The sequence below is a fragment of the Leifsonia stereocauli genome (assembly GCF_038432415.1).
In the GTDB taxonomy this organism is placed as follows: Bacteria; Actinomycetota; Actinomycetes; order Actinomycetales; family Microbacteriaceae; genus Orlajensenia; species Orlajensenia stereocauli.
The window spans coordinates 345,148-370,828 of record NZ_JBCAUN010000003.1 but is presented as its reverse complement, the minus strand read 5'-3'; the positions used below and the strand labels follow the sequence as shown (position 1 = coordinate 370,828).

Annotated in this window: 24 protein-coding genes and 3 tRNA genes; 12 read left to right on the top strand and 15 right to left on the bottom strand. The window is 68.4% G+C overall.

The features are described 5' to 3' along the window. From AADV74_RS15795 to tilS, 12 genes are all read right to left on the bottom strand, one after another. Positions 1-783, bottom strand: a complete 783-nt coding sequence (locus AADV74_RS15795) for a Rossmann-like and DUF2520 domain-containing protein (RefSeq protein ID WP_342115871.1) — start codon at positions 781-783, stop codon at positions 1-3. Then, positions 780-2,348: a PH domain-containing protein gene (locus AADV74_RS15790; RefSeq protein WP_342115869.1), complete on the bottom strand. Its 1,569-nt coding sequence runs from the start codon at positions 2,346-2,348 to the stop codon at positions 780-782. The genes AADV74_RS15795 and AADV74_RS15790 overlap by 4 nt, the downstream gene beginning before the upstream one ends. Then, entirely contained in the window at positions 2,345-2,941 is a 597-nt protein-coding gene (locus AADV74_RS15785; RefSeq protein ID WP_342116399.1) for a PH domain-containing protein, read from the bottom strand. Before AADV74_RS15785 ends, AADV74_RS15790 begins: the two co-directional genes overlap by 4 nt. A 25-nt stretch (positions 2,942-2,966) precedes the next feature. Further along, on the bottom strand, positions 2,967-3,440 hold the full coding sequence (locus tag AADV74_RS15780) for a DUF3180 family protein (protein ID WP_342115867.1): 474 nt from the start codon (positions 3,438-3,440) through the stop codon (positions 2,967-2,969). Beyond that, a complete protein-coding gene (folK, locus tag AADV74_RS15775; protein WP_342115864.1) occupies positions 3,437-3,991 on the bottom strand; it encodes a 2-amino-4-hydroxy-6-hydroxymethyldihydropteridine diphosphokinase in 555 nt (184 codons plus the stop codon). The genes AADV74_RS15780 and folK overlap by 4 nt, the downstream gene beginning before the upstream one ends. After that, entirely contained in the window at positions 3,988-4,359 is a 372-nt protein-coding gene (folB, locus tag AADV74_RS15770) for a dihydroneopterin aldolase (RefSeq protein WP_342115862.1), read from the bottom strand. Before folB ends, folK begins: the two co-directional genes overlap by 4 nt. Then, positions 4,352-5,170: a dihydropteroate synthase gene (folP, locus tag AADV74_RS15765; RefSeq protein WP_342116395.1), complete on the bottom strand. Its 819-nt coding sequence runs from the start codon at positions 5,168-5,170 to the stop codon at positions 4,352-4,354. Before folP ends, folB begins: the two co-directional genes overlap by 8 nt. A gap of 1 nt (position 5,171) precedes the next feature. After that, positions 5,172-5,768 carry a GTP cyclohydrolase I gene (folE, locus tag AADV74_RS15760; protein ID WP_342115859.1) on the bottom strand — a complete coding sequence of 199 codons (597 nt, stop codon included), beginning with the start codon at positions 5,766-5,768 and terminating at the stop codon, positions 5,172-5,174. Positions 5,769-5,781: 13 nt separating this feature from the next. Continuing rightward, the gene (gene ftsH / locus AADV74_RS15755; RefSeq protein ID WP_342115856.1) at positions 5,782-7,797 is read right to left on the bottom strand and encodes an ATP-dependent zinc metalloprotease FtsH; all 2,016 of its coding nucleotides are present in this window, start codon (positions 7,795-7,797) and stop codon (positions 5,782-5,784) included. 84 nt (positions 7,798-7,881) lie between these two features. After that, entirely contained in the window at positions 7,882-8,763 is an 882-nt protein-coding gene (locus tag AADV74_RS15750; protein ID WP_342115854.1) for a hypothetical protein, read from the bottom strand. A gap of 87 nt (positions 8,764-8,850) precedes the next feature. Next, positions 8,851-9,402 carry a hypoxanthine phosphoribosyltransferase gene (hpt, locus tag AADV74_RS15745; RefSeq protein ID WP_342115852.1) on the bottom strand — a complete coding sequence of 184 codons (552 nt, stop codon included), beginning with the start codon at positions 9,400-9,402 and terminating at the stop codon, positions 8,851-8,853. A gap of 60 nt (positions 9,403-9,462) precedes the next feature. Then, entirely contained in the window at positions 9,463-10,482 is a 1,020-nt protein-coding gene (gene tilS / locus AADV74_RS15740; RefSeq protein ID WP_342115849.1) for a tRNA lysidine(34) synthetase TilS, read from the bottom strand. A 46-nt stretch (positions 10,483-10,528) separates the two neighbouring features. Here tilS and AADV74_RS15735 point away from each other — a divergent pair, with 46 nt between their 5' ends. Further along, positions 10,529-11,023 carry an inorganic diphosphatase gene (locus tag AADV74_RS15735; RefSeq protein ID WP_342115847.1) on the top strand — a complete coding sequence of 165 codons (495 nt, stop codon included), beginning with the start codon at positions 10,529-10,531 and terminating at the stop codon, positions 11,021-11,023. A gap of 75 nt (positions 11,024-11,098) precedes the next feature. Here AADV74_RS15735 and AADV74_RS15730 read toward each other — a convergent pair whose 3' ends face one another. Continuing rightward, on the bottom strand, positions 11,099-12,466 hold the full coding sequence (locus AADV74_RS15730; protein ID WP_342115843.1) for a C40 family peptidase: 1,368 nt from the start codon (positions 12,464-12,466) through the stop codon (positions 11,099-11,101). Further along, positions 12,459-13,835 (bottom strand): peptidoglycan DD-metalloendopeptidase family protein, encoded by a 1,377-nt coding sequence (locus tag AADV74_RS15725; RefSeq protein WP_342115840.1) that lies wholly within the window; start codon positions 13,833-13,835, stop codon positions 12,459-12,461. Before AADV74_RS15725 ends, AADV74_RS15730 begins: the two co-directional genes overlap by 8 nt. Positions 13,836-14,127: 292 nt before the next feature. Between AADV74_RS15725 and AADV74_RS15720 the strand changes: the two genes are divergently transcribed. The 9 genes from AADV74_RS15720 to AADV74_RS15680 all read left to right on the top strand — a co-directional run bounded on the left by AADV74_RS15720 (position 14,128) and on the right by AADV74_RS15680 (position 21,390). After that, positions 14,128-14,200, top strand: a tRNA-Glu gene (locus AADV74_RS15720). A gap of 47 nt (positions 14,201-14,247) precedes the next feature. Continuing rightward, positions 14,248-14,321: transfer RNA gene (locus AADV74_RS15715), tRNA-Asp, on the top strand. A gap of 62 nt (positions 14,322-14,383) precedes the next feature. Then, a tRNA-Phe gene (locus AADV74_RS15710) sits at positions 14,384-14,459 on the top strand. 327 nt (positions 14,460-14,786) lie between these two features. Next, the gene (locus AADV74_RS15705; RefSeq protein WP_342115838.1) at positions 14,787-16,313 is read left to right on the top strand and encodes a sugar transferase; all 1,527 of its coding nucleotides are present in this window, start codon (positions 14,787-14,789) and stop codon (positions 16,311-16,313) included. Further along, the gene (locus AADV74_RS15700) at positions 16,313-17,524 is read left to right on the top strand and encodes a DUF1972 domain-containing protein (protein ID WP_342115836.1); all 1,212 of its coding nucleotides are present in this window, start codon (positions 16,313-16,315) and stop codon (positions 17,522-17,524) included. Before AADV74_RS15705 ends, AADV74_RS15700 begins: the two co-directional genes overlap by 1 nt. After that, positions 17,521-18,294, top strand: coding sequence for a CDP-alcohol phosphatidyltransferase family protein (locus AADV74_RS15695; protein ID WP_342115833.1), 774 nt, complete (start codon positions 17,521-17,523; stop codon positions 18,292-18,294). The genes AADV74_RS15700 and AADV74_RS15695 overlap by 4 nt, the downstream gene beginning before the upstream one ends. Continuing rightward, positions 18,291-19,226, top strand: a complete 936-nt coding sequence (locus AADV74_RS15690) for a glycosyltransferase family 2 protein (RefSeq protein WP_342115832.1) — start codon at positions 18,291-18,293, stop codon at positions 19,224-19,226. Before AADV74_RS15695 ends, AADV74_RS15690 begins: the two co-directional genes overlap by 4 nt. Further along, complete coding sequence (locus AADV74_RS15685) at positions 19,223-20,314, top strand: glycosyltransferase (protein WP_342115830.1); 1,092 nt, start codon at positions 19,223-19,225, stop codon at positions 20,312-20,314. The genes AADV74_RS15690 and AADV74_RS15685 overlap by 4 nt, the downstream gene beginning before the upstream one ends. Next, positions 20,311-21,390: a glycosyltransferase gene (locus AADV74_RS15680; RefSeq protein ID WP_342115827.1), complete on the top strand. Its 1,080-nt coding sequence runs from the start codon at positions 20,311-20,313 to the stop codon at positions 21,388-21,390. The genes AADV74_RS15685 and AADV74_RS15680 overlap by 4 nt, the downstream gene beginning before the upstream one ends. On the opposite strand, the gene AADV74_RS15675 is transcribed toward AADV74_RS15680, so the two are convergent. Beyond that, positions 21,363-22,301, bottom strand: coding sequence for a glycosyltransferase family 2 protein (locus AADV74_RS15675; protein WP_342115824.1), 939 nt, complete (start codon positions 22,299-22,301; stop codon positions 21,363-21,365). The two genes, AADV74_RS15680 and AADV74_RS15675, sit on opposite strands and share 28 nt — an antisense overlap. 180 nt (positions 22,302-22,481) lie before the next feature. Here AADV74_RS15675 and AADV74_RS15670 point away from each other — a divergent pair, with 180 nt between their 5' ends. After that, positions 22,482-24,302: a polysaccharide biosynthesis tyrosine autokinase gene (locus tag AADV74_RS15670; protein WP_342115821.1), complete on the top strand. Its 1,821-nt coding sequence runs from the start codon at positions 22,482-22,484 to the stop codon at positions 24,300-24,302. Positions 24,303-24,310: 8 nt separating this feature from the next. Beyond that, complete coding sequence (locus AADV74_RS15665) at positions 24,311-25,561, top strand: O-antigen ligase family protein (RefSeq protein WP_342115818.1); 1,251 nt, start codon at positions 24,311-24,313, stop codon at positions 25,559-25,561. The last annotated feature ends 120 nt before the right edge of the window (positions 25,562-25,681 follow it).

Below are 25,681 nucleotides of genomic sequence, written 5' to 3'. Positions count from 1 at the left end.
TCACTCCTCGGATGCGGGAGGGTTGTCGAACCCGCCTCCGGTGTCGGCCAACAGATCGGCCACGTCGATGGTACTCGCGCCGCTGCGGGCCAGAGCCGCCTCGACCGACGAACGCACGAGCGGGGCGATGAAGGTACCGGCGTTCTCGATGCCGATGCCGCGCAGCAGTCGAGCGGCCTGATCGACGATCGCACTCGAGAATGACACCGCCGTCTCGACGGCCTCGGCGTAGGCCGCGCGGTCGGCTTCGGCCACGATGTGAGGCTCACCGCCCATCTCCACCACGAGAGCCTGCCCGATCGGCAGCACCGGAGCCGGCGCCGTGACGGCGAACCACGCCTCGGTGAGCCGCGAGATGTCGAGGCTGGTGCCCGTGAAGGTCATCGCCGGATGCACGGCGAGCGGGATGGCTCCGCGCTGCAGCGCCGGGGCGAGCACGTCGGTTCCATACTGCGCCGCCGTGTGGAGAACGAGCTGTCCGGGCTGCCAGGCGCCCGTGGCCGCGAGGCCGGAGACGAGGGCCGGCAGCTCGGCTGCCGGAACCGCGAGGATGACGAGCTCACTGCGCTCGACCACCTCGGGCACAGTCAGGACGGGAACTCCCGGGAGCATCGCATCCGCTCGCTCGAGACTCGCCTCGGAGACGGCTGAGATTCCGACGAGGGCGTGACCGGCGCCGGCGAGGGCCGCCCCGAGCACGGGCCCGACCCGACCGGCCCCGATGATGCCGACGCCGAGCCGACCGGCCCTGGACGATGGCGATGCTGCGGCGGACGGGCTCATGACGTGCTCCAGTGATGACTCGTGTCCGAGGCGGCGAAGGTGACGGCGTCGTCTCCGGCCTCGCCGAACAGGCGGACGGCCGTGGCCGCATCGGCGACGTCGAGAGAGGCCACGACAGGCCCCGACACCGTCTGCACCTGCACTGCCGCCAGCCGAAGGGATCGCTGCAGCGGGCCCTGCGAGAGCGACACGCTCTGCACCCTGGCGTACGGCACGATGGCGAGGTGTCGAGAGACGAGGCCATGCCGCAGAAGCAGTACTCCGGATGCCGCCCTGTAGCCCGTGCGCCGCCAGGAGAACGGCCGCAGCCAGGCAGCCCGACGAGGGGCTCCCGAGTAGTCGTCGTCGCCCCGGGAGACGAGCCCGGCGCGGATCACGAGGGCAGCGTCGTCGCCGACGAAGGCCGGCAGCATGAGGCCGAGCACCCGCGAGACGTCGTCGGCTCTTCCGACGGGCATGACCGTGGTGTGGTCGCGGTTCTGGCCGTCGCTGCGCGCCCGGCTCGCGGTGTTGACCTGGATGCGCCACCAGCCGAACGGCCGCCATAGCAGCGGCTGGCTCACGCCGATGGCGTGGATGCGGCCTGGAGGCAGCGTCTCGTTGTTGGTCGAGAGCAGGCCGTAGCCGACGCGCACACCGTCGGGCGTGCCTGCGATGCTGTAGCGCAGCATCCGAGTGACCCGGTTCCAGTAGTAGCTCACGCTGCCGATGAGGATGGGCAGCACGGCGAAGACCGGCCAGACGGCATCGTTCGCGACACCCACGATGAGCGCGACGCCCGCGGCCAGGAGGAAGACCGAGTAGCCGCTGAGCAGCACCGATCCGATCAGTCGTACGACGGGGATGCGGACGACGGACTCGGGTGTAGCGACATCGGCGTCGAGTTCCGGCGCGAGGAACTCGTTCACGCGCTGGTTGATGATGCGCGTGGCGACGGATGCCGGTGCGCCAGTCGCGGTGGCAGTGGCACTGGCGGCGGCGCTGGCGGCGGCCTCAGCATCGGCGGGGGCATCGGCATCGGCGGCGGGCAGCGCTGGGGTGCCCCGGCTCGCTCGCAACCCCGACGCGAGCTGCAGGATCTCGCGACGCAGCGCATCCGCTGCCGCCGATCCGAGATACGCGAGCTGTACGTTGCCGTCGTTGCCCGCTACGGCCACATCGAGCTTGGCCGCTCCGAAGAGGCGCGGAAGCAGCGATCGCGTGATGGTCACGCCCTGCACCCTGTCGAGGCGGGCGCGCCGATGCGTGCGGAAGAGCAGGCCGCTGCGCACCTCGACGAGGTCGTCCGTCACGCGGAAGCTGTGCATGCGCCACGACAGGTAGAACACGGCGATGATCACGATGAGCACTCCCAGCACTGCGAGCAGCGCCCAGCCCACCAGTCCGCGCTCGTAGATGTCGTCGAGAGGGTCGTCGCCGTAGCTCGGCACGTGGAAGAAGATCTCGACGAGTCGCTCGCGCAGGTTGGCGATCACGAAACCGGCGATGGCGATGAAGGCGATACCCCCGCGCAGCACCGGCGACGCCGGATGCAGGCGGTGCCACTCGCCGTCGGTCAGGTTCACAGCCCGGCCCGGCGGCTCTCGGCCAGGGTCACGAGCTGATCGCGCAACTCCTCGGCATCGGCCTCGGGGAGCCCGGGGATGGCGACGGCCGTCGACGCCGCGGCGGTCACGAAGCGCAGGTCGGCGAGGCCGAGAGCGCGCGACACCGGTCCGCGTGTGATGTCGACGAGCTGCATCCGGCCGTAGGGAACCGCCACGAAGCGCTGGAACATGATGCCCCGCCGGAACACGAGGTCGTCCGTGCGCAGGGCATAGCCGATCGACCGCACCCGGCGCGGCTCCACGACGATGCTGATGAGGAAGAACGCGACCACGAACGGCAGTGCCCAGCCGGCCCACGTCCAGTCCCACGCGAGCCAGGCGACGGCGATGAGGCCGCAGACGATCACGGCCGCGATGCCGAGCTGGACGAGGCCGGCGACGAGGTACTTCGGCGAGACGCGCTTCCAGGCGATTCCGGGCAGGTCGATGCGCTGATCGGTCGACGCTGCGGGTGCCGCCGAACCGGATGCGCCGTCACCGGTCTCGACACCCGACTCGGCAGGGACGGGAACGCCGGGCCCGGCGCTGATCTCCGCGCTGGCGCTCGTCATAGCGACATCGTCGTCATGATCGGTCTCAGGCATGGGCTCCTACTTCGTCGTCTGGGTCGTCGCCGCTCGGCGGGATCGTGCAGAAGTACTCGGCGATGAGACCTGCTGCGAGCAGGATCGCGGCGGCGACGGCCGAGGCGACGGCCATCCAGATCGAGCCGAGGCCGGGAATGGCCGTGCGGGTGAGCAGGTAGACCAGCACCCCGATGCCACCGCCGAGGAGGAGGGCTCCGGCGAGGGACGACGCTTTCGCGAGGGCAGCCACCCTCATCGCGCGGAACGGGTTGATGCGCTCCCTCGACCTGCCAGTGACGGCACGGCGGATGGGGACGGCGAAGCCGATCACGACGGCGGCGATCGCCACGAGCGCGATCGGCAGGGAGACGGGCGGCACGAACACGGCACGCCCTGTCGCGGCCGTGCCGAGCTCGACCAGATAGCCGACCACGAGGCCGACGAGGGCGAGGGCTATGAGCGTCGTCGGATAGGTGCGGGTCATCGCGTCGTCCATCCGGAGTCGGCCGGCCAGACGGCGACGGCGTCGGCGGGCGGCAGGGCCGCGAGGAGGGCGTCGATGCGACCACGACCCGGCAGAACGGCGTCCGGTTCGATCTCGAGCCAGGGGGCCAGCACGAAGGCGCGCTCGGCGGCACGCGGATGCGGCAGAGTCAGTCGCGCGTCGTCTGAGCTGACGTCGCCGAAGGTGATGACGTCGATGTCGAGGGTGCGGTCGCCCCAGCGTTCGTCGCGGGTGCGACCGTGGTCGGCCTCGATCGCGTTGATCGCGTGGAGCAGCGCGTCGGCGTCGAGCGTCGTGGCGATGCTGACGACGGCGTTGAGATACCGGGGCGCCTGATCGTCGGTGCCGGCGGGCTTCACGGCCGTCGACTCGACGAGCTTCGATGCAGCGGTGAGACGGATGCCGTCGGTGTCGGCGATCTCGGCGATGGCCGTGGCGATCTGCTCGGCGCGGTTGCCGAGATTGCTGCCGAGGGCGAGGACGGAGTGGGTCTCAGCCGATGCGACGCCCCCGCGCGGGCCGGCGTTCACGCGCGACCCCGGGTGATGCTGACGGACACGTCGTCGAATCGCTCGGGGATGGGGGCATGGGGCTTGTGCACCGTGACGCGCACCTCGTGGGCTGCGGGATGCGCCAGCACCGTGGCCGCGATGCGCTCGGCGAGGGTCTCGATGAGGTCGACAGGATCGCGGCGCACGGCGTCGGCGATCTCGATGGCGAGTTCTCCGTAGTGGATGGTCTGGGCCAGCTCGTCATCGGCCGCGGCCCTGGCGAAATCGAGCCACACGGTGGCGTCGATCACGAACTCCTGGCCGTCGCGGCGCTCGTGTTCGAACACCCCGTGATGCGCGTCGATGCGCAGTCCGGTGATGCTGATGCTGTCGAGCGTCTTATCCACGCTCTCCACCTTGCCATGCGCGCACGACGTCGAGGGCGCGGCGCGTGCCGAGAACGTCGTGCACGCGCACGCCCCACACCCCGGCGCGAGCGCTCAGGGCGCTCACCACGGCCGTCGGGAGATCCCGGTCGGACACCGGCGCGTCGGCGGGCAGCAGCCGCCCGAGGAACCGCTTGCGCGACGCCCCGATGAGAAGCGGATGCCCCAGACCGGCGAGCTCGCCGAGGTTGCCGAGCAGCTCCCAGTCGTGCTCGGCACGCTTGGCGAACCCGAGCCCGGGGTCGAGGATGATGCGGTCGGATCTGATGCCGGCGGCCAGAAGGGCGTCGACACGGTCGGCCAGCTCCGACCGCACGTCGGTCACGACATCGCCGTAGCGGGCGAGGTCGTTCATGTGCTTGGAGTGCCCGCGCCAGTGCATCGCCACGTAGTGCACGTCGAGGCCTGCGACGGCTGCCGCCATGTCGGGGTCGGCGAGACCACCCGAGACGTCGTTGACGATTGCGGCGCCTGCGGTGACAGCCTCGACCGCCGTCGACGCGTTCATGGTGTCGACGCTCACGGCGATGCCCGCCGCGCTCAGGGCGGCGATCACGGGGATCACTCGACCCTGCTCTGCCACGGGGTCGACGCGCTCGGCACCGGGGCGGGTGGACTCCCCGCCCACGTCGATCAGGTCGGCGCCCTCGGCGACCAGCGCCTGGGCATGGGCGATGGCGGCGTCGGTGTCGATCCAGCGGCCGCCGTCGCTGAAGGAATCAGGGGTGACGTTGAGCACACCGAGGATGACGGTGTCGACGGATGCCGCCATCTCAGCCACGGGGGGATTCGCCGATGAGCGCCATGAGCTCGGCGCGGGCGACGGCATCCGTCAGCTCGCCTCTGCTGGCCACTGTGACGGTCGAACTGCCGGCCTGGCGCGAGCCGCGCGCGACGACGCACCTGTGAACGGCATCCATCACCACGAGGACCCCGCGTGCTGCGAGCCCGGTCTCGAGCGCGTCGGCGATCTCCTCGGTCAGGCGTTCCTGCAGCTGGGGACGGGTGGAGAGGGTCTCGACGACGTCGGCCAGCTTGCCCAGCCCGACCACGCGCTCACCGGGGAGGTAGGCGACGTGCACGATGCCGACGAACGGAAGCAGATGGTGCTCGCAGATCGACCTGAAGTCGATGCCCCGCACGATGACGGCGTCGCTGGTCTGCGGCAGGCCGTCGTCGCTGGAGCCCAACGGGACGGCGTCGAGCAGGTGCGACACCGGGTCGACCTCGAGCCCGCCGAAGAACTCCGCGTAGGAATCCGCGACGCGCTTCGGGGTCTTCACGAGCCCGGGCCGAGAGGGATCCTCGCCGATCGCGAGCAGCAGCTCGGTCACAGCCGCTTCGATGCGTGGCCGATCGACGCCCGTCACGCGCGCCCCCGGTCTACGCCGTCGCCGGACGCGGCTTCACGGCGCGGGTGCGCGCCGGGGCCGGTGCGGCCGGAGCCTCGGTGTCGGACCCGACTCCGCCATCCGTCACCGTCTCGTCGATCGGTGCAGGCGTGGGGAAGTCGATCGGAGGACGCTCGGACAACGGACGCGATTCGCTCGAGAGCCACAACGGACGCTCGGGGAGCTTCTTGATGTCCTTGAAGATCTCGGCGATCTCGTTGTGGTCCAGGGTCTCCTTCTCGAGAAGCTCCTTGGCGAGGTGATCGAGGATGTCGCGGTTCTCGTTGATGACCTGCCACGCCTCGTCGTGCGCCTTCTCGATGAGCGCGCGCACCTCGGCGTCGACGCGCTCGGCGATGCGCTCGGAGTAGTCGCGCTGGTGGCCCATGTCGCGGCCGAGGAAGACCTCTCCCTGCGACTGGCCGAGCTTGACGGCTCCGACGTCGGCGCTCATGCCGAACTCGGTGACCATCTTGCGTGCCGTCGCCGTCGCCTTCTCGATGTCGTTCGAGGCGCCGGTGGTCGGGTCGTGGAAGACGATCTCCTCGGCGACGCGGCCGCCCATGGCGTAGGCGAGCTGGTCGAGGAGCTCGTTGCGGGTGATCGAGTACTTGTCCTCGAGCGGGAGCACCATCGTGTAGCCGAGGGCGCGACCTCGCGGGAGGATCGTGATCTTCGACACGGGGTCGGTGTAGTTCATCGCCGCGGCGGCGAGGGCGTGGCCGCCCTCGTGGTACGCCGTGATGAGCTTCTCCTTGTCCTTCATCAGGCGCGTCCGACGCTGCGGACCGGCGATGACGCGGTCGATCGCCTCGTCGAGCGCACGGTTGTCGATGAGCTGGGCGTTGGAGCGCGCCGTGAGCAGAGCGGCCTCGTTCAGCACGTTGGCGAGGTCGGCGCCCGTGAAGCCCGGGGTCTTGCGGGCGACGATCTCGAGGTCGACGCCCTTGGCGAGCGGCTTGCCCTTGCCGTGCACTTCGAGGATCTTCTTGCGGCCCTGCAGGTCGGGGGCGTCGACGCCGATCTGGCGGTCGAAGCGGCCCGGACGCAGCAGCGCGGGGTCGAGGATGTCGGGACGGTTCGTCGCTGCGATCAGGATGACGTTCGTCTTCGGGTCGAAGCCGTCCATCTCGACCAGGAGCTGGTTGAGAGTCTGCTCGCGCTCATCGTGACCGCCGCCCATGCCGGCGCCACGGTGGCGACCGACGGCGTCGATCTCGTCGACGAAGATGATGGCCGGCGCGTTCTGACGGGCCTGCTCGAACAGGTCGCGCACGCGGCTGGCGCCGACGCCGACGAACATCTCGACGAAGTCGGAACCGGAGATCGAGTAGAAGGGGACTCCGGCCTCGCCGGCGACGGCGCGGGCGAGGAGGGTCTTGCCGGTTCCGGGAGGGCCATAGAGCAGCACGCCCTTGGGGATGCGGGCTCCGACGGCTTGGAACTTCGCGGGCTCCTTGAGGAAGTCCTTGATCTCCTGCAGCTCCTCGAGGGCCTCGTCACTGCCGGCGACGTCGTCGAAGGTGACCTGCGGGCTCTCCTTCGTGACGAGCTTCGCCTTCGACTTGCCGAACTGCATGACCTTGTTGCCGCCACCCTGCATGCCGGACAGCATGATCCAGAAGAAGACACCGATGAGCAGCAGCGGGAGAAGGAAACCGAGCGCGGAGAGGAACCAGTTCGGCTGCGGAACCTCGTCGGTGAAGCCGTCCTTGGGCTTGGCCGCGTTCACGGCATCGACGACCTCTTCACCGCGCGGGGCGACGTAGTAGAACTGCACCTGCTCGCCGTACTTCGGGTCGGCGCTGGTGAGAGTGAGGTCGACGCGCTGCTCGCCGTCGACGATCTTCGCGCTGGCGACCTTGCCGTCGTTCAGGAACTCGAGTCCCTGCTGGGTCGACACCTCGCGGAAGCCCGACATCGTGATCAGGCTGGACCCGATCCAGACGGCGATGATGGCCAGAATGATGTACAGGAATGGTCCGCGCAGGAGCTTCTTCACGTTCATGGTGCTCTGAGGGTATCGCCCGTGCGCTGTGCACGTGCTCCATGTTCGCTCACGGCTTGCCGCAGCGCCGGGGTGCGACGATCGTCACTCAGACCGCGCCACCGCCGACGGGAGTCTCACGCTTTCGATGAGGTCGCCGATCTCCGGCCTGTTGGGAGTCTCCTCGACGACGGCGAAGCGATCCCCGGTCCGCCGATACAACCCTGCTCTCGGTGGCATGTCCTTGATGCGCGAGTTGTCGACGATGAGGAAGTAGCCGCCCTCGTCGAGACTGTCGAGCACCGAGGCGACCCCGACGCGCAGCATGTCATCCGAGAAGTACAGCTGACGCAGCAGGTTGGCCACCTTGATGAGGGTCGGCCTCGGCTCGCCCCAGCGTGTGAAGACGTCATGCTGGCGGAACGTGACCCGGGGATCTGAGGCCATCAGGGCTCGGGCATCGGGGTTCAGCAGCAGCACCTGCTCCACCGGCACGTCGGGGCGGAGCGAGCGGGCGATCCGGCGCGAATACAGCCGCCGGACCGATCCGGAGAGGCTCGGCCACGCGACGGCGCGGGGCCCCACGACGAGGATGCACTCCCCCGCCTGGTCGAACAGGAAGGTGCGACCATCCGACCGGCGTGCGGTGAGATGGAAGTACAGGTCGGCGATGATGTACTGGCCGAACGTCGGGAGCTTGCCGATCAGGTCGACGGAGGTCGACCCATCCGATGCGCCGATGTCGACGATGACGGCATCCGTCAGGTCGACGTTGTCGATGATGAGAGCGTCGGCAGCCGGGTGCCTGTCCCCCTCGGTGATCTTGATGGTCTCGCCGACATGGATCGCCGACATCGCCCGGCGGAAGTCCTCAGCGGAGACATCCGGATCGAGGATGACGCTGGGGTCGCGCCAGAAGAATCGGGTGAAAGCCTTCTGCAGCGGAGCGGGCCAACGCCCGGAAAGCGGCCTGATCGGGAGTCGCATTGCGTCAATATAGCTCCCGCTCATCGCGAAGGCTACGAACGCACCGAAACTCGTGCGTCATGGCAGCAGGCTGGGCGCGACCCGACCTCAGCTGTAGACGTGCGGAGCGAGGATGCCGACGCCGCGCAGGTTGCGGTACTTCTCGGCGTAGTCGAGGCCGTAGCCCACGACGAACTGGTTCGGGATGTCGAAGCCGAGGTACTTGACGTCGACGGCGACCTTGGCGGCATCCGGCTTGCGCAGCAGGGCGCAGATCTCGACCGACGCCGCCCCGCGGGTGACCAGGTTGGACTGCAGCCAGCTCAGCGTGAGGCCGGAGTCGATGATGTCCTCGACGATGAGCACGTGACGGCCGGTGACGTCGGTGTCGAGGTCCTTCAGGATGCGCACGACCCCACTCGACTGGGTGCCGCTGCCGTAGGACGAGACGGCCATCCAGTCCATGTTGGCGTGGATGCGCAGCTCACGGACCAGGTCGGCCATGACCATGACGGCGCCCTTCAGCACGCCGACCAGGAGCACGTTCTTGTCTGCGTAGTCGATCTCGATCACCCGGGCGAGTTCGGCGAGCTTCGCGTGGATGTCTTCTTCGCTCAGCAGCATCTCGGTGAGCTGGCCGTCGATGTCGTGGGCTTCCATGGCCTGGGTTTCCGTTCCGCTTGGGTCGATCGGGGTGTGATCGGGGTGATCCGGGTGTGATCAGAGTGGAGTCGACGCTGCGGTGAACACGATCAGTCCGGCGTCGCGTTTCACTCTAATGCCCGGTAGATCGAGCGGTTTCTGGCCGTGCCAGTCCGTGACCAGTCTGGCGACGGCCAGCGTCTGCACTCGGCTCAGGCTCACGCCGAACTCGCTGTCCACCACGCGACGGATGATGCGCTGCCGCAGGGCGGCCGGGTTCGCCGCCAGGGCGCCGATCGACACCGCGATTCCGGCCTCTGCCGGCTCGCAGATCTCCTCGATGGTCTCTTCGACCATGGAGTCGAGCGCCTCGGAGTCCTCGCGCAACTGCTCTGCCGTGCGGGCGAGGGCCTCGGCGATTCCGGGACCGAGCTCCGTCTCGAGCACGGGCAGCACGCTGGAGCGCACCCGCACCCGAGCATAGAGGTGGCTGTCGTTGTGCGGGTCGTCCCAGACATCGAGTCCGGCGTCGGCGCAGAACTGGCGAGTGGTCGATCGACGGATGCCGAGGAGCGGGCGTCGCAGGATCCCGGATGCCTCGGCCATGCCCTGCAGACTCGCGCCCCCCGACCCTCGAGCGAGCCCGAGCAGCACGGTCTCGGCCTGGTCGTCGAGGGTGTGGCCGACCAGCACGGCGAGAGCGCCGGTCTGGGCGACGGCGGCGTTCAGGGCCTCGTAGCGGGCGTCACGGGCCGCGGCCTCGGGGCCTCCGGCATCCGTCCCGGCCGAGACGTCCACCCGGCGCACCAGCACCGGGTCGAGGCCGAGCACCCGGGCCTGGGCCGCGGCTCGCTCTGCCACGACGGCCGAGTCGGCCTGCAGTCCGTGGTCGACGATGACGGCGCCGGCGCGCATCGCCGATCGCGGCGCCTCGAAGGCTGTCGCCGCGGCGAGGGCGAGGGAATCGGCGCCCCCGCTCAGCGCGACGAGGAGCAGTGCATCCGTCGTAGACGGGGCGAGTCCATCGATGCAGCTGCGTACCGCACGGCGCACGTCGGCGATGGCGGGGGTCAGCCGGGGACGGCGCTCGGACTCCATCCAGTAACCTTAAGCCGACTTTCCCGACACTCAAGGAGAACAGAACATGGCCGCATACGACGTCGTCGTCGAAATCCCCAAGGGGAGCCGCAACAAGTACGAGGTCGACCACGAGACAGGTCGTGTCTACCTCGACCGCGTGCTCTTCACGAGCTTCGCGTACCCGACCGACTACGGATTCTTCGAGAACACCCTGGCCGATGACGGCGACCCCCTCGACGCGCTCCTGCTCCTCGAGTACCCGGTCTACCCGGGCGTCGGCGTCTCGGTTCGCCCCGTCGGCTACCTCGACATGAGCGATGAGGCCGGCGGAGACGCCAAGGTCATCGTGGTGCCGGCCAAGGACCCCCGCTGGGCGCACATCCAGGACATCGACGACGTGCCCGAGCAGACCAAGAACGAGCTCAAGCACTTCTTCGAGCACTACAAGGACCTGGAGCCCGGCAAGTGGGTCAAGGTCGAGTCGTGGGGCACGGCTGCCGAGGCCGAGGCGATCATCCAGAAGTCGATCGAGGCGTTCCCCGGACACGAGAAGCACTAGCACTCTCGATCACGGTTTCATCGAAGGGGCGGGCTGCGGCTCGCCCCTTCTGCGTACCACCCACCCGGGGTCGGACTAGCCGGGACGACCGACCATGCCCGCCACGTCGTAGCCGCCCCAGATGTACCACTCGCGCACGGGCTTGCCCCAGTCGGCCGCCTCGAGGATGCGATCGCCGCCGAGGTAGATGGCCACGTGGTAGTAGTCGCCGCCGCTGCCCCAGAAGATGAGGTCGCCGCGCTGGCGCTGGGAGTACGGCACGAGCCGCCCCTGCCCGGCCATGGTCCAGTACTGGTTCGTGGCCGAGTGCGTGCCGATGTAGGAGCCTGCGGCCGCGTAGGCGGCCTTGGTGAGCCCGGAGCAGTCCCAGGTGTTCCAGCTGTCGCCGGGAGAGGCGTACGGCTTGCCGAGCTGCGCTGAAGCGAAGCCGATGGCGGTCTCCACGCGGTTGCCGTTCGGAGCCGGTGCCGGGGCTGGGGCAGGAGCTGGTGCAGGTGCAGGTGCAGGCGCGGGTGCCGGGGCACCACCACTACCACCGCCTCCGCCGCCGCCGCCACCACCGCCACCACCGTTGGCCGCGTCCTGGGCGGCCTTGTCGGCCGCGGCCTTGTCGGCGGCCGCCTTCTCTGCAGCCGCCTTCTCAGCGGCGGCCCGCTCGGCGACGGCTGCCGCCTCGGCTGCGGCGATCCCCTCGATGCGGTCCTTCTCGAGCGCGGCCGTCGTGTCCTTCAGCGTGGCCAGCTGGCTGTAGAGCTCGTCGGAGTACTTGACCTGCTCGGCATAGGCGTCTTCGGCGGCCTTCGCCGCCACCTGAGCGCTCGCGAGCTTCGTCTCGGCGTCTGCGGCGAGCTTCTTCCGCTCGGCTGCCGCGGAATCGGCCTCGGCGGCCAGTGCCGTCGCCGTGTTGGCGTCCTGCATCGCCTCGGCGTAGATCTCCTGCGACTGCTCACTCAGCTTCGACGCCGATCCCAGTCGGTGCAGCAGGTCCTCGGCCTTCTCGCCGTTGAGGAACAGGTCGACCGAGAGGTCCTTCCCGCCCGAGCGTGCGAGGTGAGCCGCGATCAGCCCGGCGCGCATCTTCGATGTCTTCGCCGTCTCGGCTGCGGCATCCGCCTGCGACCGAAGGTCCTTCTCGCGCTCCTGGGCTGCCGTCAACGCCTCGAGGGCGTTCCGGTAGGCCTCAGCGGCGATCTGCGACTGTTTCGACGCCTCCTCGGCTGCTGCGGAGAGCCCGGCGAGCAGGTCGGTGACGCGGGTGATCTCGGCCTTCTTCGTGGCCTCGTTCTTCTTCGCCGCCTGGATCTCGTCCCACGACGGGTACCCGGGGTCGGCAAGTGCTGGTGCGACGATGCCGACGGATGCCGTGACTGCTCCGGCCGTGAGGACGGCGAACAGCGAGAACGGGGAGACGCGTGATCGCCGGGTGCGGTCCTTGTCAGCCAAGTGGAACTCCTCGGTCGGCCATCCAGGGGAACGGATTCACTCGGGTGCCCCAGTTGTACACCTCGTAGTGCAGGTGGCAACCCGTCGATGCACCGGTCGTGCCCACGGAGGCGATGTTCTGCCCCGCCGACACCTGCTGGCCGACGCCCACGTAAGTTCCGCCGTAGCCGATGTGGGCGTAGCCGGTGGCGACGCCGTTGCCGTGGTCGATCTTGACGTAGTTGCCGTAGGTGCCGAGGTATCCGGTGTAGACCACGGTTCCCGAGGCTGCAGCGTAGATGGGCGAACCGCACCCCGCACCGATGTCGGCGCCGTAATGGAAGGATCCGCTGCATCCGCCGCTTCCGCAGAGCACGGGTCGCGCACCGTAGCCGTCGGTGATGCGTCCGGATGCCGGGATCGCCCAGCCACTGCTGCCGACGCTGCCGCCGGCGACGCTTCCGCCGCCCCCGCTGTAGCCACCACCACCGCCCGAGGCTGCAGCAGCGGCGGCAGCCTCGGCGGCTGCCTGGGCTCGAGCTGCGGCCTCGCGTGCAAGACGCTCGCGCTCGAGGCGCGCTCGTTCCTCGACACCCTTCTGATACTCGGTCGCGACCTTGGCCTGCGTGTCCTTGAGGAAGGCGAGCTGGGCCGCGAGCTCAGCGCTCTTGGCCACCGACTCGGCCAGAGCCGCCTCAGCGGCCTGCTGCGCCTCCACTGCTGCGGCCAGTGCACTCTCGGCCGCGATGCGCAGCTTCTCGCGCTCACCCTGCGCGATCTTGGCCTGCTCGCCCAGCGACGCGGCGGTGTTGGCCGCGATGTGTGCTGTCTCGTAGATCTCGGAGCTGCGCTCGACGAGTTTGCTCATGCTCCCAAGCTGCGAGAGCAGGGCGTCGGACTTCGCGCCGTCCTGATCGAGCATGAGGTTGGCCGTGAGGTCCGTGCCACCGGTGCGGTAGAGCTGCGCCGCGAGCTGGCCGGCTTGGGCAGTCGCGTCGTCGGCCGTCTTCTGGCTTGCGTCAGCCTGAGCCTGGATATCCTCGGCCTTGCGAACTGCCTGGTCGTAGGCGTCCTGAGCGACCTGCAGCTCCTCGCCACGCTTCTCGGCTTCGGCCTGCGTCTGCGCGACCTGCACTTTGATCTGCTCGATCAGGTCGGTGATCTGGGCAACCTTGTCTGCGGCGGCGGCAGTGTTCGACTTCGCCTTCTGCAGGTCGTCCCAGGTGGGGTACTCGTCAGCCGAAGCCGGCGATGCGAGACCGCCCGTCAAGCCGAGGGCGATGGCAACGACGACGGCCGCCAGCCGAGCACCGCCGCGCGGGCGCGGCGACCGAGGGCTCGTCTCCGGTCGATGCCGGCGAAGCCCGTACTTCCGCACGCGGTGTTCCATGAATCCCCATTCGATCGCGCTGTAGGGAGATCGCGATCACTCTGGTCACTTCTTCAACTTTAACAACAGCGGCGAAACGCACGGCCGATAGGCAGCAGGACGCTCCGGCGGGAACCGCCGCGAGGAATCTAACCTGTCGCCAGATCCAAATCCGGCTCATCCTGCGCCAGTCGCAGAATCGGATGCAGCCGCATGTTTCCGGGGCGATCGACCTGTTTCCCTGCTCGATTTGTCACGTCGCGCGCCACAACGTATGCTTATGCGTCGGTGGTCATCGCTTGGTGGCTCATCCGGCCCCATCGTTTAGAGGCCTAGGACGGCGCCCTTTCACGGCGTTAACACGGGTTCGAATCCCGTTGGGGTCACCGAGAAATCGGATCTCTCAATTGAATATAGAATGGTTTCACATCGAGGCCCTGTAGCGCAGTTGGTTAGCGTGCCGCCCTGTCACGGCGGAGGTCGCGGGTTCAAGTCCCGTCAGGGTCGCAAAGGCGACAAGCCCTTTCGAAAGAGAGGGCTTCTCCTTTAAGCGGCATCGAGAATGCCTAGGCTCTGTAGCTCAGTTGGTAGAGCGCACGACTGAAAATCGTGAGGTCACGGGATCGACGCCCGTCGGAGCCACCACAGCCCCTGGTCCATGCGGATCGGGGGCTTCCCTGTTCCCGGCATCCGCCCGATCGTTCTGTCAACATCATTCACCTGACCAGAACCGGAACTTACCCCCACTCTGGGGTCATCCTCCAACCCCCCGGATCGATAGTGTCGAACCATGCATAGCTGAGCACAGTTCAGCTTGCACAAACCCGATGCAGTACCTGTAAACCCGAAATGCAGGGAACGAACCGCCATGTCATATCTATGCGCTGGCTTCTGCCTACCTGAAGCTGCCATTCCATCCCTTCGAACACGCGCCCCCTACGCGCCGTCCGGCCTCCGGAACGCGGTGTCTGAATGAGCGAGAGTCGAGCCAGACCCGCTGCGGCGGCCCAGCCGCCGCGTGCCCTCCGACTCGTCGACGCGACGCCGACGTCAGCTGTTCACCAGCACGTCGACACCCACCTGTCCGGACTGGTCTGGGCACGTCGCTACCGCGACCTGCTGCGCACCTCCGACACGGTGATCGTCGTTCTCGCCATCGGAACGGCCCTGATCACCGGACTGGTGACCACCGGAGCGCCGGTGGGGAACCTCCTGTCGTACAGCGTCGGCCCGATCGCGCTCGCGGCGATCTGGCTGGCATCGCTGGCCGCCTTCCACACGCGGGGCTCGCACACCGTCGGCGTCGGCGCACTCGAGTACAAGCGGGTCACGAACGCCACGGCACTCGCTTTCGGCCTCTTCGCGATCGGATGCATCGTCTTCACGGTCGACTTCGCCCGCATCTACTTCCTCGTGGCCCTGCCGCTGGGCCTGGGTGGCGTGGTCGCGATGCGCTGGCTGTGCCGCAAGTGGCTGCTGCGCCAGCGCCGCTTCGGCCACTACCTCGCGCGGGCCATCATCGTGGGCGATCGTGCCGACGCCGAGTACGTCGCCCAGCAGGTCGAGCAGAAGTCAGGCGCCACGTTCGTCGTGGTCGGAGCAGCACTCGACGGAGACAACATCGCTGACCTCGTGGCCGGCGATCGACACATCCCCGTCATCTCCGATGTCAACGGCGTCGCTCAGGCTGCTGCCGAGTGGCGCGCCGACACCGTGATCGTCGCCGGCCCCCGGGCAGGCGAGAGCGACTACATCCGCACCCTCGGCTGGAGCCTCGAGGGAACCGCCACCGAGCTCGTGCTCTCCAGCCGGTTGACGGATGTCGCCGGCCCGCGCATCCACTTCCGTCCGGTGGAGGGCCTCCCCCTCATCCACGTCGAGATCCCGACCTTCGAGGGCTGGAAGCACGTGCTGAAGCGCACCTTCGACGTCGTGTTCGCCGTGGCGGCTCTCCTCGTGCTCGCCCCGGCCCTCGTCGTCATCGGATTGTTCGTGCACTTCGACAGTCATGGCCCAGTGCTCTTCCGCCAGGAGCGCTGCGGCCGCAACGGGCGCACCTTCCAGATGGTCAAGTTCCGTTCCATGGTCGCGACCGCCGAGGACGACCTCGCCGGCCTTCTCGACCAGAACGAGGCCAACGGCGTGCTCTTCAAGCTGCGAAACGATCCGCGGGTCACCAGGGTCGGGCGTCTCCTCCGCAAGTACTCCCTCGACGAGCTCCCCCAGATCTGGAATGTGCTGAACGGTGACATGAGCATCGTCGGCCCGCGTCCTCCACTTCGATCCGAGGTCGACTCCTACGAGAAGGACGTCCACCGTCGCCTGTTCATCAAGCCCGGCATCACCGGGCTGTGGCAGATCAGCGGGCGTTCGGACCTCAGCTGGGAGGAGAGCGTGCGCCTGGACCTCTACTACGTGGAGAACTGGTCGCTCACCGGAGACATCATGATCATCTGGCGCACCTTCAAGACCATCCTCAAGCCTGTCGGGGCCTACTGATGCGCATCGCGATGATCGGTACCCGGGGAGTGCCGGCCGCCTACGGCGGATTCGAGACGGCGGTCGAGGAGATCGGCCGCCGCATGGTCGAGAACGGCCACGAGGTCACCGTGTACTGCAGGAGGAGTGACGAGCGCCCCCGCTCGAGCCACCTCGGCATGGACCTCGTACACCTCCCGGCCCTCCACCTCAAGACCGCCGAGACCCTCTCCCACACCGGATTCTCGGTGGCTCACGCGGTGACCCACCGACGTCCCGACGCGGCCTTCGTCTTCAACGCCGCCAATGCTCCGTTCCTGCCCGCTCTCCGTGCGCGCGGCATTCCCGTCGCCGTGCACGTCGACGGTCTGGAGTGGAAGCGGGACAAGTGGGGTGCGAACGGCCGACGCTACTACCGCTGGGCCGAGTCGATGTCCGTGCGGTGGGCTGACGCCCTCATCGCGGATGCCGACGGCATCAGCCGGTACTACCGAGACGAGTTCGCGGTCCCGACGGAGCTGCTCACGTACGGCGCCAAGATCCTCACCGATACGCCCACCGACCGGCTGGCGGAGCTCGGACTCGAGGCCGGCGGATTCCACCTCGTCGTCGCCCGCTTCGAGCCCGAGAACCACGTCGACGTCATCGTCGAGGGCTACAGGCAGAGCGCGGCCACCAAGCCGCTCATCGTGGTCGGCAGCGCGCCGTACGCGGCGCTGCACACGCAGCGCATCCGCGAGGCGGCCGGCGCGGATCCCCGCATCCGATTCCTCGGCGGCGTCTACGACCAGGAGCTGCTCGACCAGCTGTACGCCCACGCCATGACCTACCTGCATGGTCACTCCGTAGGCGGCACCAACCCCTCCCTCCTCCGGGCCATGGGCGCGCGCACGGCCATCATCGCCTGGGACGTCGAGTTCAACCGCGATGTCGCCGGTCCGAGTGCCCAGCTCTTCGGCAGCCCGGCCGACGTCGCCAGGCTGATCGGGATCGCCGAGTCGCGGCCGGACCTCGTCGACGCCGACGCGGATGCCGTTCAGAAGCGAGCCGAGTCCGTGTACCGCTGGGACACCGTCGCCCTGGGCTACGAGGCCCTCGCCGAGCGGCTCATCCGCGGCTACTCGACGAGCGGGGAATCCCACCCCCGGGCGGCCAACTCGGAACGGTCCCTCGCTGCCGAGCCGCGGTTCGTGCCGACCGGCACGGCCATGAGTGAATCGAGGCGCCGATGACCGGCGATGCCGCCACGCGTCCTCCGACAGAGCGCTATGCGGACATCGTGCAGCGGCTGGCCGGAGCCCAGAAGAAGCGCGCCAGAGGCGCGCCCGCCTACTCCGTGTACGTGAATCGGCCGGCAGGCCGCCGGCTGGCCGCCATCGCGTACCTCGCCGGACTGACCCCCAACGTCGTCAGCATCATCAGTGCAGGCTTCACCTTCGGCGCCATCGTCGTCATCGCAGCGGCGCCGGCCGTCCCCTGGATCGGTATCCTCGTCGCGGCCCTCCTCCTCATCGGCTATGCACTCGACTCCTCCGACGGGCAGCTCGCCCGGCTCCGCGGCGGCGGCACACCCGCGGGCGAATGGCTCGATCACGTGCTCGACGCCGCGAAGAACTCCAGCCTTCACCTCGCGGTACTCATCACGGCCTTCCTGAACTTCACCCTGCCTTCACCCGCCTGGCTTCTGGTGCCCATCGGATTCGCAATCGTGGCCTCGGTCTCGTTCCTCGCGATGATCCTCAACGATCAGCTCAAGGCCGCACATCCGCAACGGGTCATCGCTCCCGAATCCCAGAAGGCCAGCACCCCCCTGCGAGCTGCGCTGGGCATCCCCACGGACTACGGCGTGCTGTGCCTGTCGTTCCTGCTCCTGGGACTGCCTTCGATCTTCTTCCCGCTCTACGTCCTCCTCTTCGTCGCGAACCTGGGCTACCTCTGCCTGGCCCTCGTCAAGTGGTTCCGCGACATGACGCAGCTCGGGAGCACCGGCGGTCGACCGTGACGCCCGCTGGCGATGCGGCTCTCGCCGTGATCGTCGTCAACTACGGATCGTCGCAGCTGATCGCCGAGAACCTCGCCGGTCACGACCCACGACCGGTCGCAACCGAGGTCGTCGTCGTCGACAACTTCACCTCGCACGCTGAGCTGGCGGCGATTCGAGACCTGTGCGCTCGCCTCGGCTGGCACCTCGTCGCGAACCCGACCAATCTCGGGTTCGGAGCCGCCATGAACGCCGGGGTCCGGCGAGCGCAGGACCTCGGATGCGAGGTGTTCCTTCTGCTGAACCCCGACGCCCGTGTCGAGCCGGCGGTCATCTCGGCCCTGCTGATCGATTCCCAGAGGGACCCGCTCGCCGTGGTCTGCCCGCGCATCATCGATTCCGACGGCCGCGACTGGTTCGCCGGCGGAACTGTGAGCGTGCAGGACGGGACGACGAGCACTCGAGCGGGTACCGACAGTTCTCTTCCCGGCGGGTGGATCACCGGAGCCTGCCTGATGATCCACGATGAGCTGTGGACGAGGATCGACGGATTCGACGACGACTACTTCCTGTACTGGGAGGATGTCGACCTGTCCTGGCGGGCGACCGCGGTGGGCGGAAGGCTACGGGTGCGCACCGACCTGGCGGCGCGGCACTCCATCGGCGGAACCCAGACGGCTGAAGGCAAGTCGAGCACCTACATGTACTACAACTGCCGGAACCGGTTGCTCTTCGCTTCCAAGCACTTGGACCGGTCCGACATCCTGCACTGGGTGCGCCGCACCCCGGCCTACACCTGGGAGGTCGCCACCCGCGGCAGCCGACGCACCCTGGCCCGCCACCCGTTGCTGCTCGGTGCGGCCATCCGCGGGTCGGTGGCGGGCACCGTGCATGCGCTCCGGACGACGCGCACGGCATCCGTCCTCCGTCAGCCGAGAGCGGTCAGCCGATGAAAGTGGTGTTCGATGCCTACTGGTGGACGGCGGGTCCGCCATCGCTGAGGCACGTGCTGCGCGAGATCGTCTTCGCATGGCATGAGAACTTCCCCGATGACGAGCTGATCCTGGTCACCCGGGCGAGGCATCCGGCCGATCTCGGACGACTCGCGGGCAGCGCCACCGTCCGGACGACCGCTCTGTGGCCCCAGGCGCTGGCCGCGTCGAGGGCGGCGCGGGCAGTCGCCGAGTCGGAATCGGCCGAGCTCCTGCTCACTCACAACTACGCCGGACGTCGCCGCAGCGGCGCCAGCGCCATCTACCTGCACGATGTGCTGTTCGCGACCAACCCCGAGTGGTTCACGGCACCCGAACGCGCCTACTTCTCGTTCATGCGGCGGTGGGCCGCGCGCGCCGATGTCGTGTTCACCTCGAGCGAGACTGAGGCCCATCGCATCCGACAGCACTCCAGTGCTCGTGAGGTTGTGGCCGTGGGCCTGGGTCTCAGCACCGAGCTGGTGTCCGGTACTGAGGAGGACCCCGACGACACCCTCACGAGTGGGCGGTTCCTGTTGACAGTGGGCAGGCTCAACGTACGGAAGAATCTCCGGCAGACCGTGCGCGCAGCGATCAGCTCCGGCTCGATCAGCCCGCGCACGCCTCTGGTCGTGGTCGGTGCCGCCGACGGCAGGGATGAGGGGCGCGCGCCAGACATCGATCGCGCGATCGCCGACGGCTCCGTCGTCTTCACGGGGTTCGTGTCCGAGGCCCGGCTGCGCTGGTTGTACCGCAACTGCGCACTCTTCCTCTTCCTCTCCCTCGGCGAGGGATTCGGGATGCCGCCGGTCGAGGCGTCGCACTTCGGTGCCCCAGTGGTCGTCAGCGACCTCCCCGTGTTCCGAGAGACCCTTCCCACGAGAACGCGATTCGTCGACCCCGCCGACACTGCGCGGCAGGCAGCGCTGATCCGGGATGCGCTGTCACCCGCGCGTCCCGGCACGCCCTGGACCGAGGAACCGGACGTCGCGATCAGGCACAACTGGACCGACTCGGTTCACCGCATCCGCGAACGTGCCCGGGCCGGACGTGCCACAGTGGTGCGATGAACGAGGTCCCAGTCGCACCCACCGGGCCGAGCCGCCTGCGCGTGCTGCAGTCGTTCGGCACCCCGGGCGCCACGTCGAATCCCTACATCACACGACTCTTCTCCTCCACCCCTGGAGTGGAGCAGCACGCATTCTCCTGGCGGTATGCACTGACGGGTCGATTCGATGTCCTGCATATTCACCTGGTCGAGGTCATGTTCGTGAGAAGAGGGCGAATCAGAACAGTCGTCGGGGTCGTCCTCTTCCTGCTCCTCCTTCTCCGTACCCGCGTGTCCCGGATCGGCATCGTGCGCACCCTTCACAACGTGAAGCCCCATGAGGCCCAGAGTCGACTGGTGCAGTGGGCGCTGAGCATCTGCGACCGCCGGACGGATCTCTGGATCCGCCTGAACTCGAACACCGTGCCACCGACAGGCGCCCCCGTGGTGACGATCCCGCACCCGGACTACCGCGAGTGGTTCGCCCTGCACGACGTGCCGGCATCGATTCCGGGACGACTGCTGTTCTTCGGCCTCATCCGTCCGTACAAGGACGTCGACGCCCTCGTACGCGCGTTCACGTCGGTCGCCGACGACGCGCTCAGCCTCCACATCGTGGGCGATCCGCAGACCGCGGAGCTCCGCGAGATCATCGAGCGGGCCGGGCACGGAGACCCACGAATCACCCTGTCCTTCGGCTACGCCGACGACTCGACGCTCGCCACCGAGATCGGCGAGTCGGAGCTCATCACCCTCCCCTACCGGGAGATGCACAATTCCGGGGCGGCTCTCCTCGGGCTCTCCCTCCACAGGCCGGTCCTGGTGCCAGACAACTCCGTCACCGCCGCCCTCGCTGATGAAGTCGGCGAGCCATGGGTGCAGCGCTTCAGCGGCGCCTTCGACGGAACGGCGATCGTGCAGGCGCTCGCGTCTGTGCGTCGGCAGGGATCGGACGGCTCACCCGACCTCACGGCGCGATCCTGGGATGCGTCCGGCTCGGCGCACGAGGCCGCCTACGCACGTGCTGTGGAGCTCGCGGCTATCCGCATCCGGCCGCGGCGTGCCGCCGCTCAGGCGGGCGGCCGCTTGTACTCGTAGTACACGTGGCCCCAGGCGCCGGAGATCATTCCCATTCCGCGATGGACCGTGCGCAGGGCGGCCGCGTTCCGTGCACGCGAACGCGTGACCCGACTCACCGCCCACTTGCCCGTCCCGCCTGCCACGCGAACACTGCCGGCTGCCATGAGGCGGACCCGGGTCGCGAAGCGGCCGGCTCGGCCCCGGCTGAGCGCCACGGAACTGCGCGCCCAGGAGTTCCCGTTCCGGAAATAGCGTTGGAGCACCCAGTCGCGGGAGACGCGGTGCGACGGCACGACGTCGGTGACGACCGCCTCATCGCACCAGACGAGCCGGCCGCCGGCCGCGGTGAGGCTCCGCGTGAAGAGGGTGTCCGATCCCCCGCTCAGGCCGAAGGCCTCATCGAACCTGATGCCGCTGCGACGCACGAAGGCGAGGTCGAGCAGCAGGTTGTTGGTGGCCGCGACCGGCATCCGTGTTCCCGTGGCGAAACGTGGCCGGTGGAAGAAGCCACCGCCGACGATCCACTCGTCCGGTTCCTCGCTGAACTCCGAGATGACACGCCCGACCACGCCGTCGGAGCCGAACCGCGCCCAGGTCGCCAGCAGCTCAGCGAGCCAGCCCGTCCGAGGTCGTTCGTCATCGTCAATGAAGACCAGTGCGGCGGCGGCCTGCGCGGAATCGATCGCGCGGTTGCGCCCGGCAGCGATCCCGGGCCTGGGTTCATGTACATAACGCACGCCCTGCCCTGCGTGACCAGTGACGAGATCCCTGGCGCTCGCGTCGGGGTCGTTGTCGACCACCAGAACGTCGACTTCGACGTCGACGGATGCCGCCTCGACCTTCAGCAGGGGCAGGAGGGCGGCGAGGTCGTCGGGTCGGCGATAGGTCAGCACGGCGACGACGATGGCGCGATCGGGTGCTTCGGCCATGCGTCGATCTCCTCACGTCGGGAGCGTGCGAACCTGTGTCGGCGGTCACCGTCCGACGAGCATATCGGCGCGTGGGTTCCTCTGATGCCCCCGGATGGGGCTCATCACGGCTTCGCAACAGCCGGTTTATCCGAGGAATCCCCAGTATTCTGGAACCAGATCGGTGAGGAGTCGGAACGCGTGGAACCGCAAGAGTATCTCGGCGTGCTTCGGAAGCGCTGGCTCGCCATCGTGGCTCTCGCCGTGCTCGGGGGAGCTGCTGGCTACGGCTATGCGCAGACCCTCCCGACCACCTACACGTCGACGAGCAGCGTCTTCGTGTCGACGCTGCAGGGAGACAACACCAGCGAACTGGTGCAGGGCTCCCTCTACACGCAGAACATCGTGCAGTCCTACGCCGCCCTGGCGACCATGCCAGCAGTGCTCGACCCGGTGATCGAGGATCTCGACCTCAATCTCGACGCGAGGCAACTCGGACGTACCATCTCGGCGAACACCCCGCTCAACACCGTGATCATCGAGATCACGGTGTCCAGCTACAGTGCCGATCAAGCGGCGGAGGTGGCGGATGCCGTGGCATCGTCCCTGGCCACGGTCGCCGAGGACCTCTCGCCCCAGGATGCGGCGGGCAAGCCGTCGATCAGCCTCCAGGTGGTCGCCCCGGCTCACGTCCCGACGGTGCCGTCCGGACCGAACACCCGTCTGCTCGCGATCACCGGCCTCGCCATCGGCGCCCTCCTCGGCCTCGTCTACGCCTTCGGGCGGGAACTCCTCGACACCCGCATCCACGGCACGGCCGACCTCCTGCGCGTCGGCAACCTTCAGCTCATGGGGACGGTGCCCCGCGGACGCCGGCGTCAGACCGACATCGTCGTGCTCCGCGCCAGCCCGCACGGGCCACGCGCGGAGGCCTACCGCCGGATCTTCACGAACATAGAGTTCGCTGACGTCGACAACAAGGTGTCCTCAGTCGTGGTGACCAGTGCCCTCCCGGGCGAGGGCAAGAGCTTCACCGCCATCAACCTCGCCTACGCGGCCGCTGAACGGGTCGATCGAGTCCTGCTCATCGATGCCGACCTGCGCCGGCCATCCGTCGCAGAGTATCTGGGCGTCGAGGGCGCCAGCGGGCTCACGACCGTGCTCCGCGGTGAGATCGAAACCGCCGACGCCATCCTTCCGGGCCGGAAGGGCTCCCCTGACGTGCTCCCCTCCGGAATCACCCCGCCGAACCCCGGGCAGCTCCTCGCCTCTCAGACGATGGCGAACCTGCTGGCGGACCTGCAGGAGCAGTACGACTTCATCGTCATCGACACCCCTCCGGTGGCGCCGGTGATGGATGCGCTGCCCCTCACTCGACTCGTCGACGGAACGATCGTCGTCGCCCGGTTCAAGGTGACTCGGCGCGGACAGCTCTCTCGGGCCATCGCGAACCTCTCGGGCGTCAACGCGCACGTCCTCGGTGTCGTCCTCAACAGGGTCGAGGATCGTGGAGACGAGACCTACTACTCGCACGACCCGCAGCATGACGCGGCCGCAACATCCGATGGCAAGCGCAGACCGTCGTGGCTGCGACGATCCGCTGGTGCGCCGGCGTCGGATGCTGCCGAGCCTCAGGAAGCCGCTGACGAGCCCGAGATGCCCGGCACGCTGCCCGATACCGACGACCCTGCGGGCGTGGACCCGGCCAGCGTCGGTGCGATCGGCGGCTCCGTCGACGACATCGATGAGAACGCGGAGTCGTTGCCCCCAGCGGACGAGGTCGACGAGGCCGACGAGGGCGAGGCGCTTGGAAGAGCGGAGCCCGAGGACCGACCGGCCGATGCCGAGTCAGGCGAGCCGACGGATTCCGACGGGCGGATCCCCGCGGACGACGACGTTGTTCCCGAGCCCTCTGGGCACGCGCGCGAATCGGACGCCCTCACAGGCACCCAGCGCACGTTCCGCATCCGGAGGTCGACCTCCGGACGGCCGGGCGTCCCCGTCGAGCCCGAGCTGGGGTGACTCCGCCCGTGACCACGCCGGTCAACCGACTGGCACAGGCGATCGCGGTCGTCGCGATCGTCCTGATCGGCAGCAGGCTCGTGGCCGGCGCTGGCATCGCCTACGGGAGCATCGTCGCGTTGCTGCTCGTTCCTCTCTGGATCCCGGTTCTCAAACAGTTCACTGGTGCCCGTCTGCTCGTACTTCTCGGCGTGGTCGCTGCGGTGGCCGGGCTCTGGCTCGGGGAGGTCGCCTCGTCGGACCACGTCGTGGACCGCACGGGCGGCTTCGCCTCTGCCGTCGACCTGGTCGGACTGGTGGCCACGGTCGGCGTGATCCTCTGGGCACGCGGGCATCTTCCGGTGTGGGCCATCGGGGCGCTCTATGGGCTCGGAATGGTGATCGGGTCGGTCGCGAAACAGAGCTACGACCTCGAGAACCCGTGGAAGTTCGGCCTCGGCTTCCCCATCTCGATCATCATCCTCGCCCTGGTGAGCAGGGACGGCCGTCGGGTCCTCGACGCGGTGGCCCTGCTGGCCCTGAGCGTCGCGTCGATCCTCACCGACTCGCGCTACAGGTTCGCCACCCTGATGATCGCCGCGTTTCTCGTGCTGTGGCAGATGGTGCCGTCGTCCACGCGGCGCGCGCGGTCGGCGTTGCTCACGGTCGTCCTGTTCGGTGGCATCGCCGCGGTCACCTACAACCTCGCCACCACTCTGATCGTCGACGGATATCTCGGTGAGCAGGCTCAGGAACGCTCCATCGCACAGATCGATCAGTCGGGATCGTTGATCCTCGGCGGACGGCCGGAGCTCGCGGCATCCGTCGCCCTCTTCCAGTATCGACCGACCGGGTACGGCACCGGAGTGACGCCGGCATTGGCCGACATCATCGTGGCCAAGTCGGGCATGGCGGCCATCGGCTACCAACCGAACAACGGCTACGTGGAGGGATATCTCTTCGGGAGCGGCATCGAACTGCACTCGATCACGGGTGACGTGTGGTCTGCTTTCGGCATCGCGGGCCTCGTGCTCGTCGCCGCCATCCTCGTGTTGATCCTGCGTGGCCTCGGCATGTCGGTGGCCTCCCGCACCGCGACAGGGCTCACGCTCGTCCTGAGCATCTCCACCCTCTGGAACCTGTTGTTCAGCCCGCTGGGCGGGTCTTACGACACTCTCGTGCTCGCCCTGGGCCTGGCGCTCACGCCGGTCGTCGCACTCCCTCGCACGACAGCGCCGGAGCCATCCGGCCGCGTCCGCCGCGCGCCGATCCCGACGTAGGACGGCCGCATCGGCACGGAGCGCTCAGGGCTCCACTCCCACTGAGCCCGTGAAGGACCGACCGCCACCGACAGAACCGACACCACGACGACGGAGGCAGTGCCGAGGTCACTCCCTCGG

Excerpts from the sequence above, each read along its gene's own strand:
- AADV74_RS15700 (WP_342115836.1), top strand. The coding sequence starts at position 16,313 with ATGCGCATCGCGATGATCGGTACCCGGGGAGTGCCGGCCGCCTACGGC.
- AADV74_RS15685 (WP_342115830.1), top strand. The coding sequence starts at position 19,223 with ATGAAAGTGGTGTTCGATGCCTACTGGTGGACGGCGGGTCCGCCATCG.
- AADV74_RS15695 (WP_342115833.1), top strand. The coding sequence starts at position 17,521 with ATGACCGGCGATGCCGCCACGCGTCCTCCGACAGAGCGCTATGCGGAC.
- hpt (WP_342115852.1), bottom strand. The coding sequence starts at position 9,402 with ATGGAAGCCCACGACATCGACGGCCAGCTCACCGAGATGCTGCTGAGC.
- AADV74_RS15795 (WP_342115871.1), bottom strand. The coding sequence starts at position 783 with ATGAGCCCGTCCGCCGCAGCATCGCCATCGTCCAGGGCCGGTCGGCTC.
- AADV74_RS15725 (WP_342115840.1), bottom strand. The coding sequence starts at position 13,835 with ATGGAACACCGCGTGCGGAAGTACGGGCTTCGCCGGCATCGACCGGAG.
- AADV74_RS15675 (WP_342115824.1), bottom strand. The coding sequence starts at position 22,301 with ATGGCCGAAGCACCCGATCGCGCCATCGTCGTCGCCGTGCTGACCTAT.
- AADV74_RS15780 (WP_342115867.1), bottom strand. The coding sequence starts at position 3,440 with ATGACCCGCACCTATCCGACGACGCTCATAGCCCTCGCCCTCGTCGGC.
- folP (WP_342116395.1), bottom strand. The coding sequence starts at position 5,170 with ATGGCGGCATCCGTCGACACCGTCATCCTCGGTGTGCTCAACGTCACC.
- AADV74_RS15680 (WP_342115827.1), top strand. The coding sequence starts at position 20,311 with ATGAACGAGGTCCCAGTCGCACCCACCGGGCCGAGCCGCCTGCGCGTG.
- AADV74_RS15735 (WP_342115847.1), top strand. The coding sequence starts at position 10,529 with ATGGCCGCATACGACGTCGTCGTCGAAATCCCCAAGGGGAGCCGCAAC.
- AADV74_RS15785 (WP_342116399.1), bottom strand. The coding sequence starts at position 2,941 with ATGACGAGCGCCAGCGCGGAGATCAGCGCCGGGCCCGGCGTTCCCGTC.
- AADV74_RS15705 (WP_342115838.1), top strand. The coding sequence starts at position 14,787 with ATGAGCGAGAGTCGAGCCAGACCCGCTGCGGCGGCCCAGCCGCCGCGT.
- AADV74_RS15750 (WP_342115854.1), bottom strand. The coding sequence starts at position 8,763 with ATGCGACTCCCGATCAGGCCGCTTTCCGGGCGTTGGCCCGCTCCGCTG.
- ftsH (WP_342115856.1), bottom strand. The coding sequence starts at position 7,797 with ATGAACGTGAAGAAGCTCCTGCGCGGACCATTCCTGTACATCATTCTG.
- tilS (WP_342115849.1), bottom strand. The coding sequence starts at position 10,482 with ATGGAGTCCGAGCGCCGTCCCCGGCTGACCCCCGCCATCGCCGACGTG.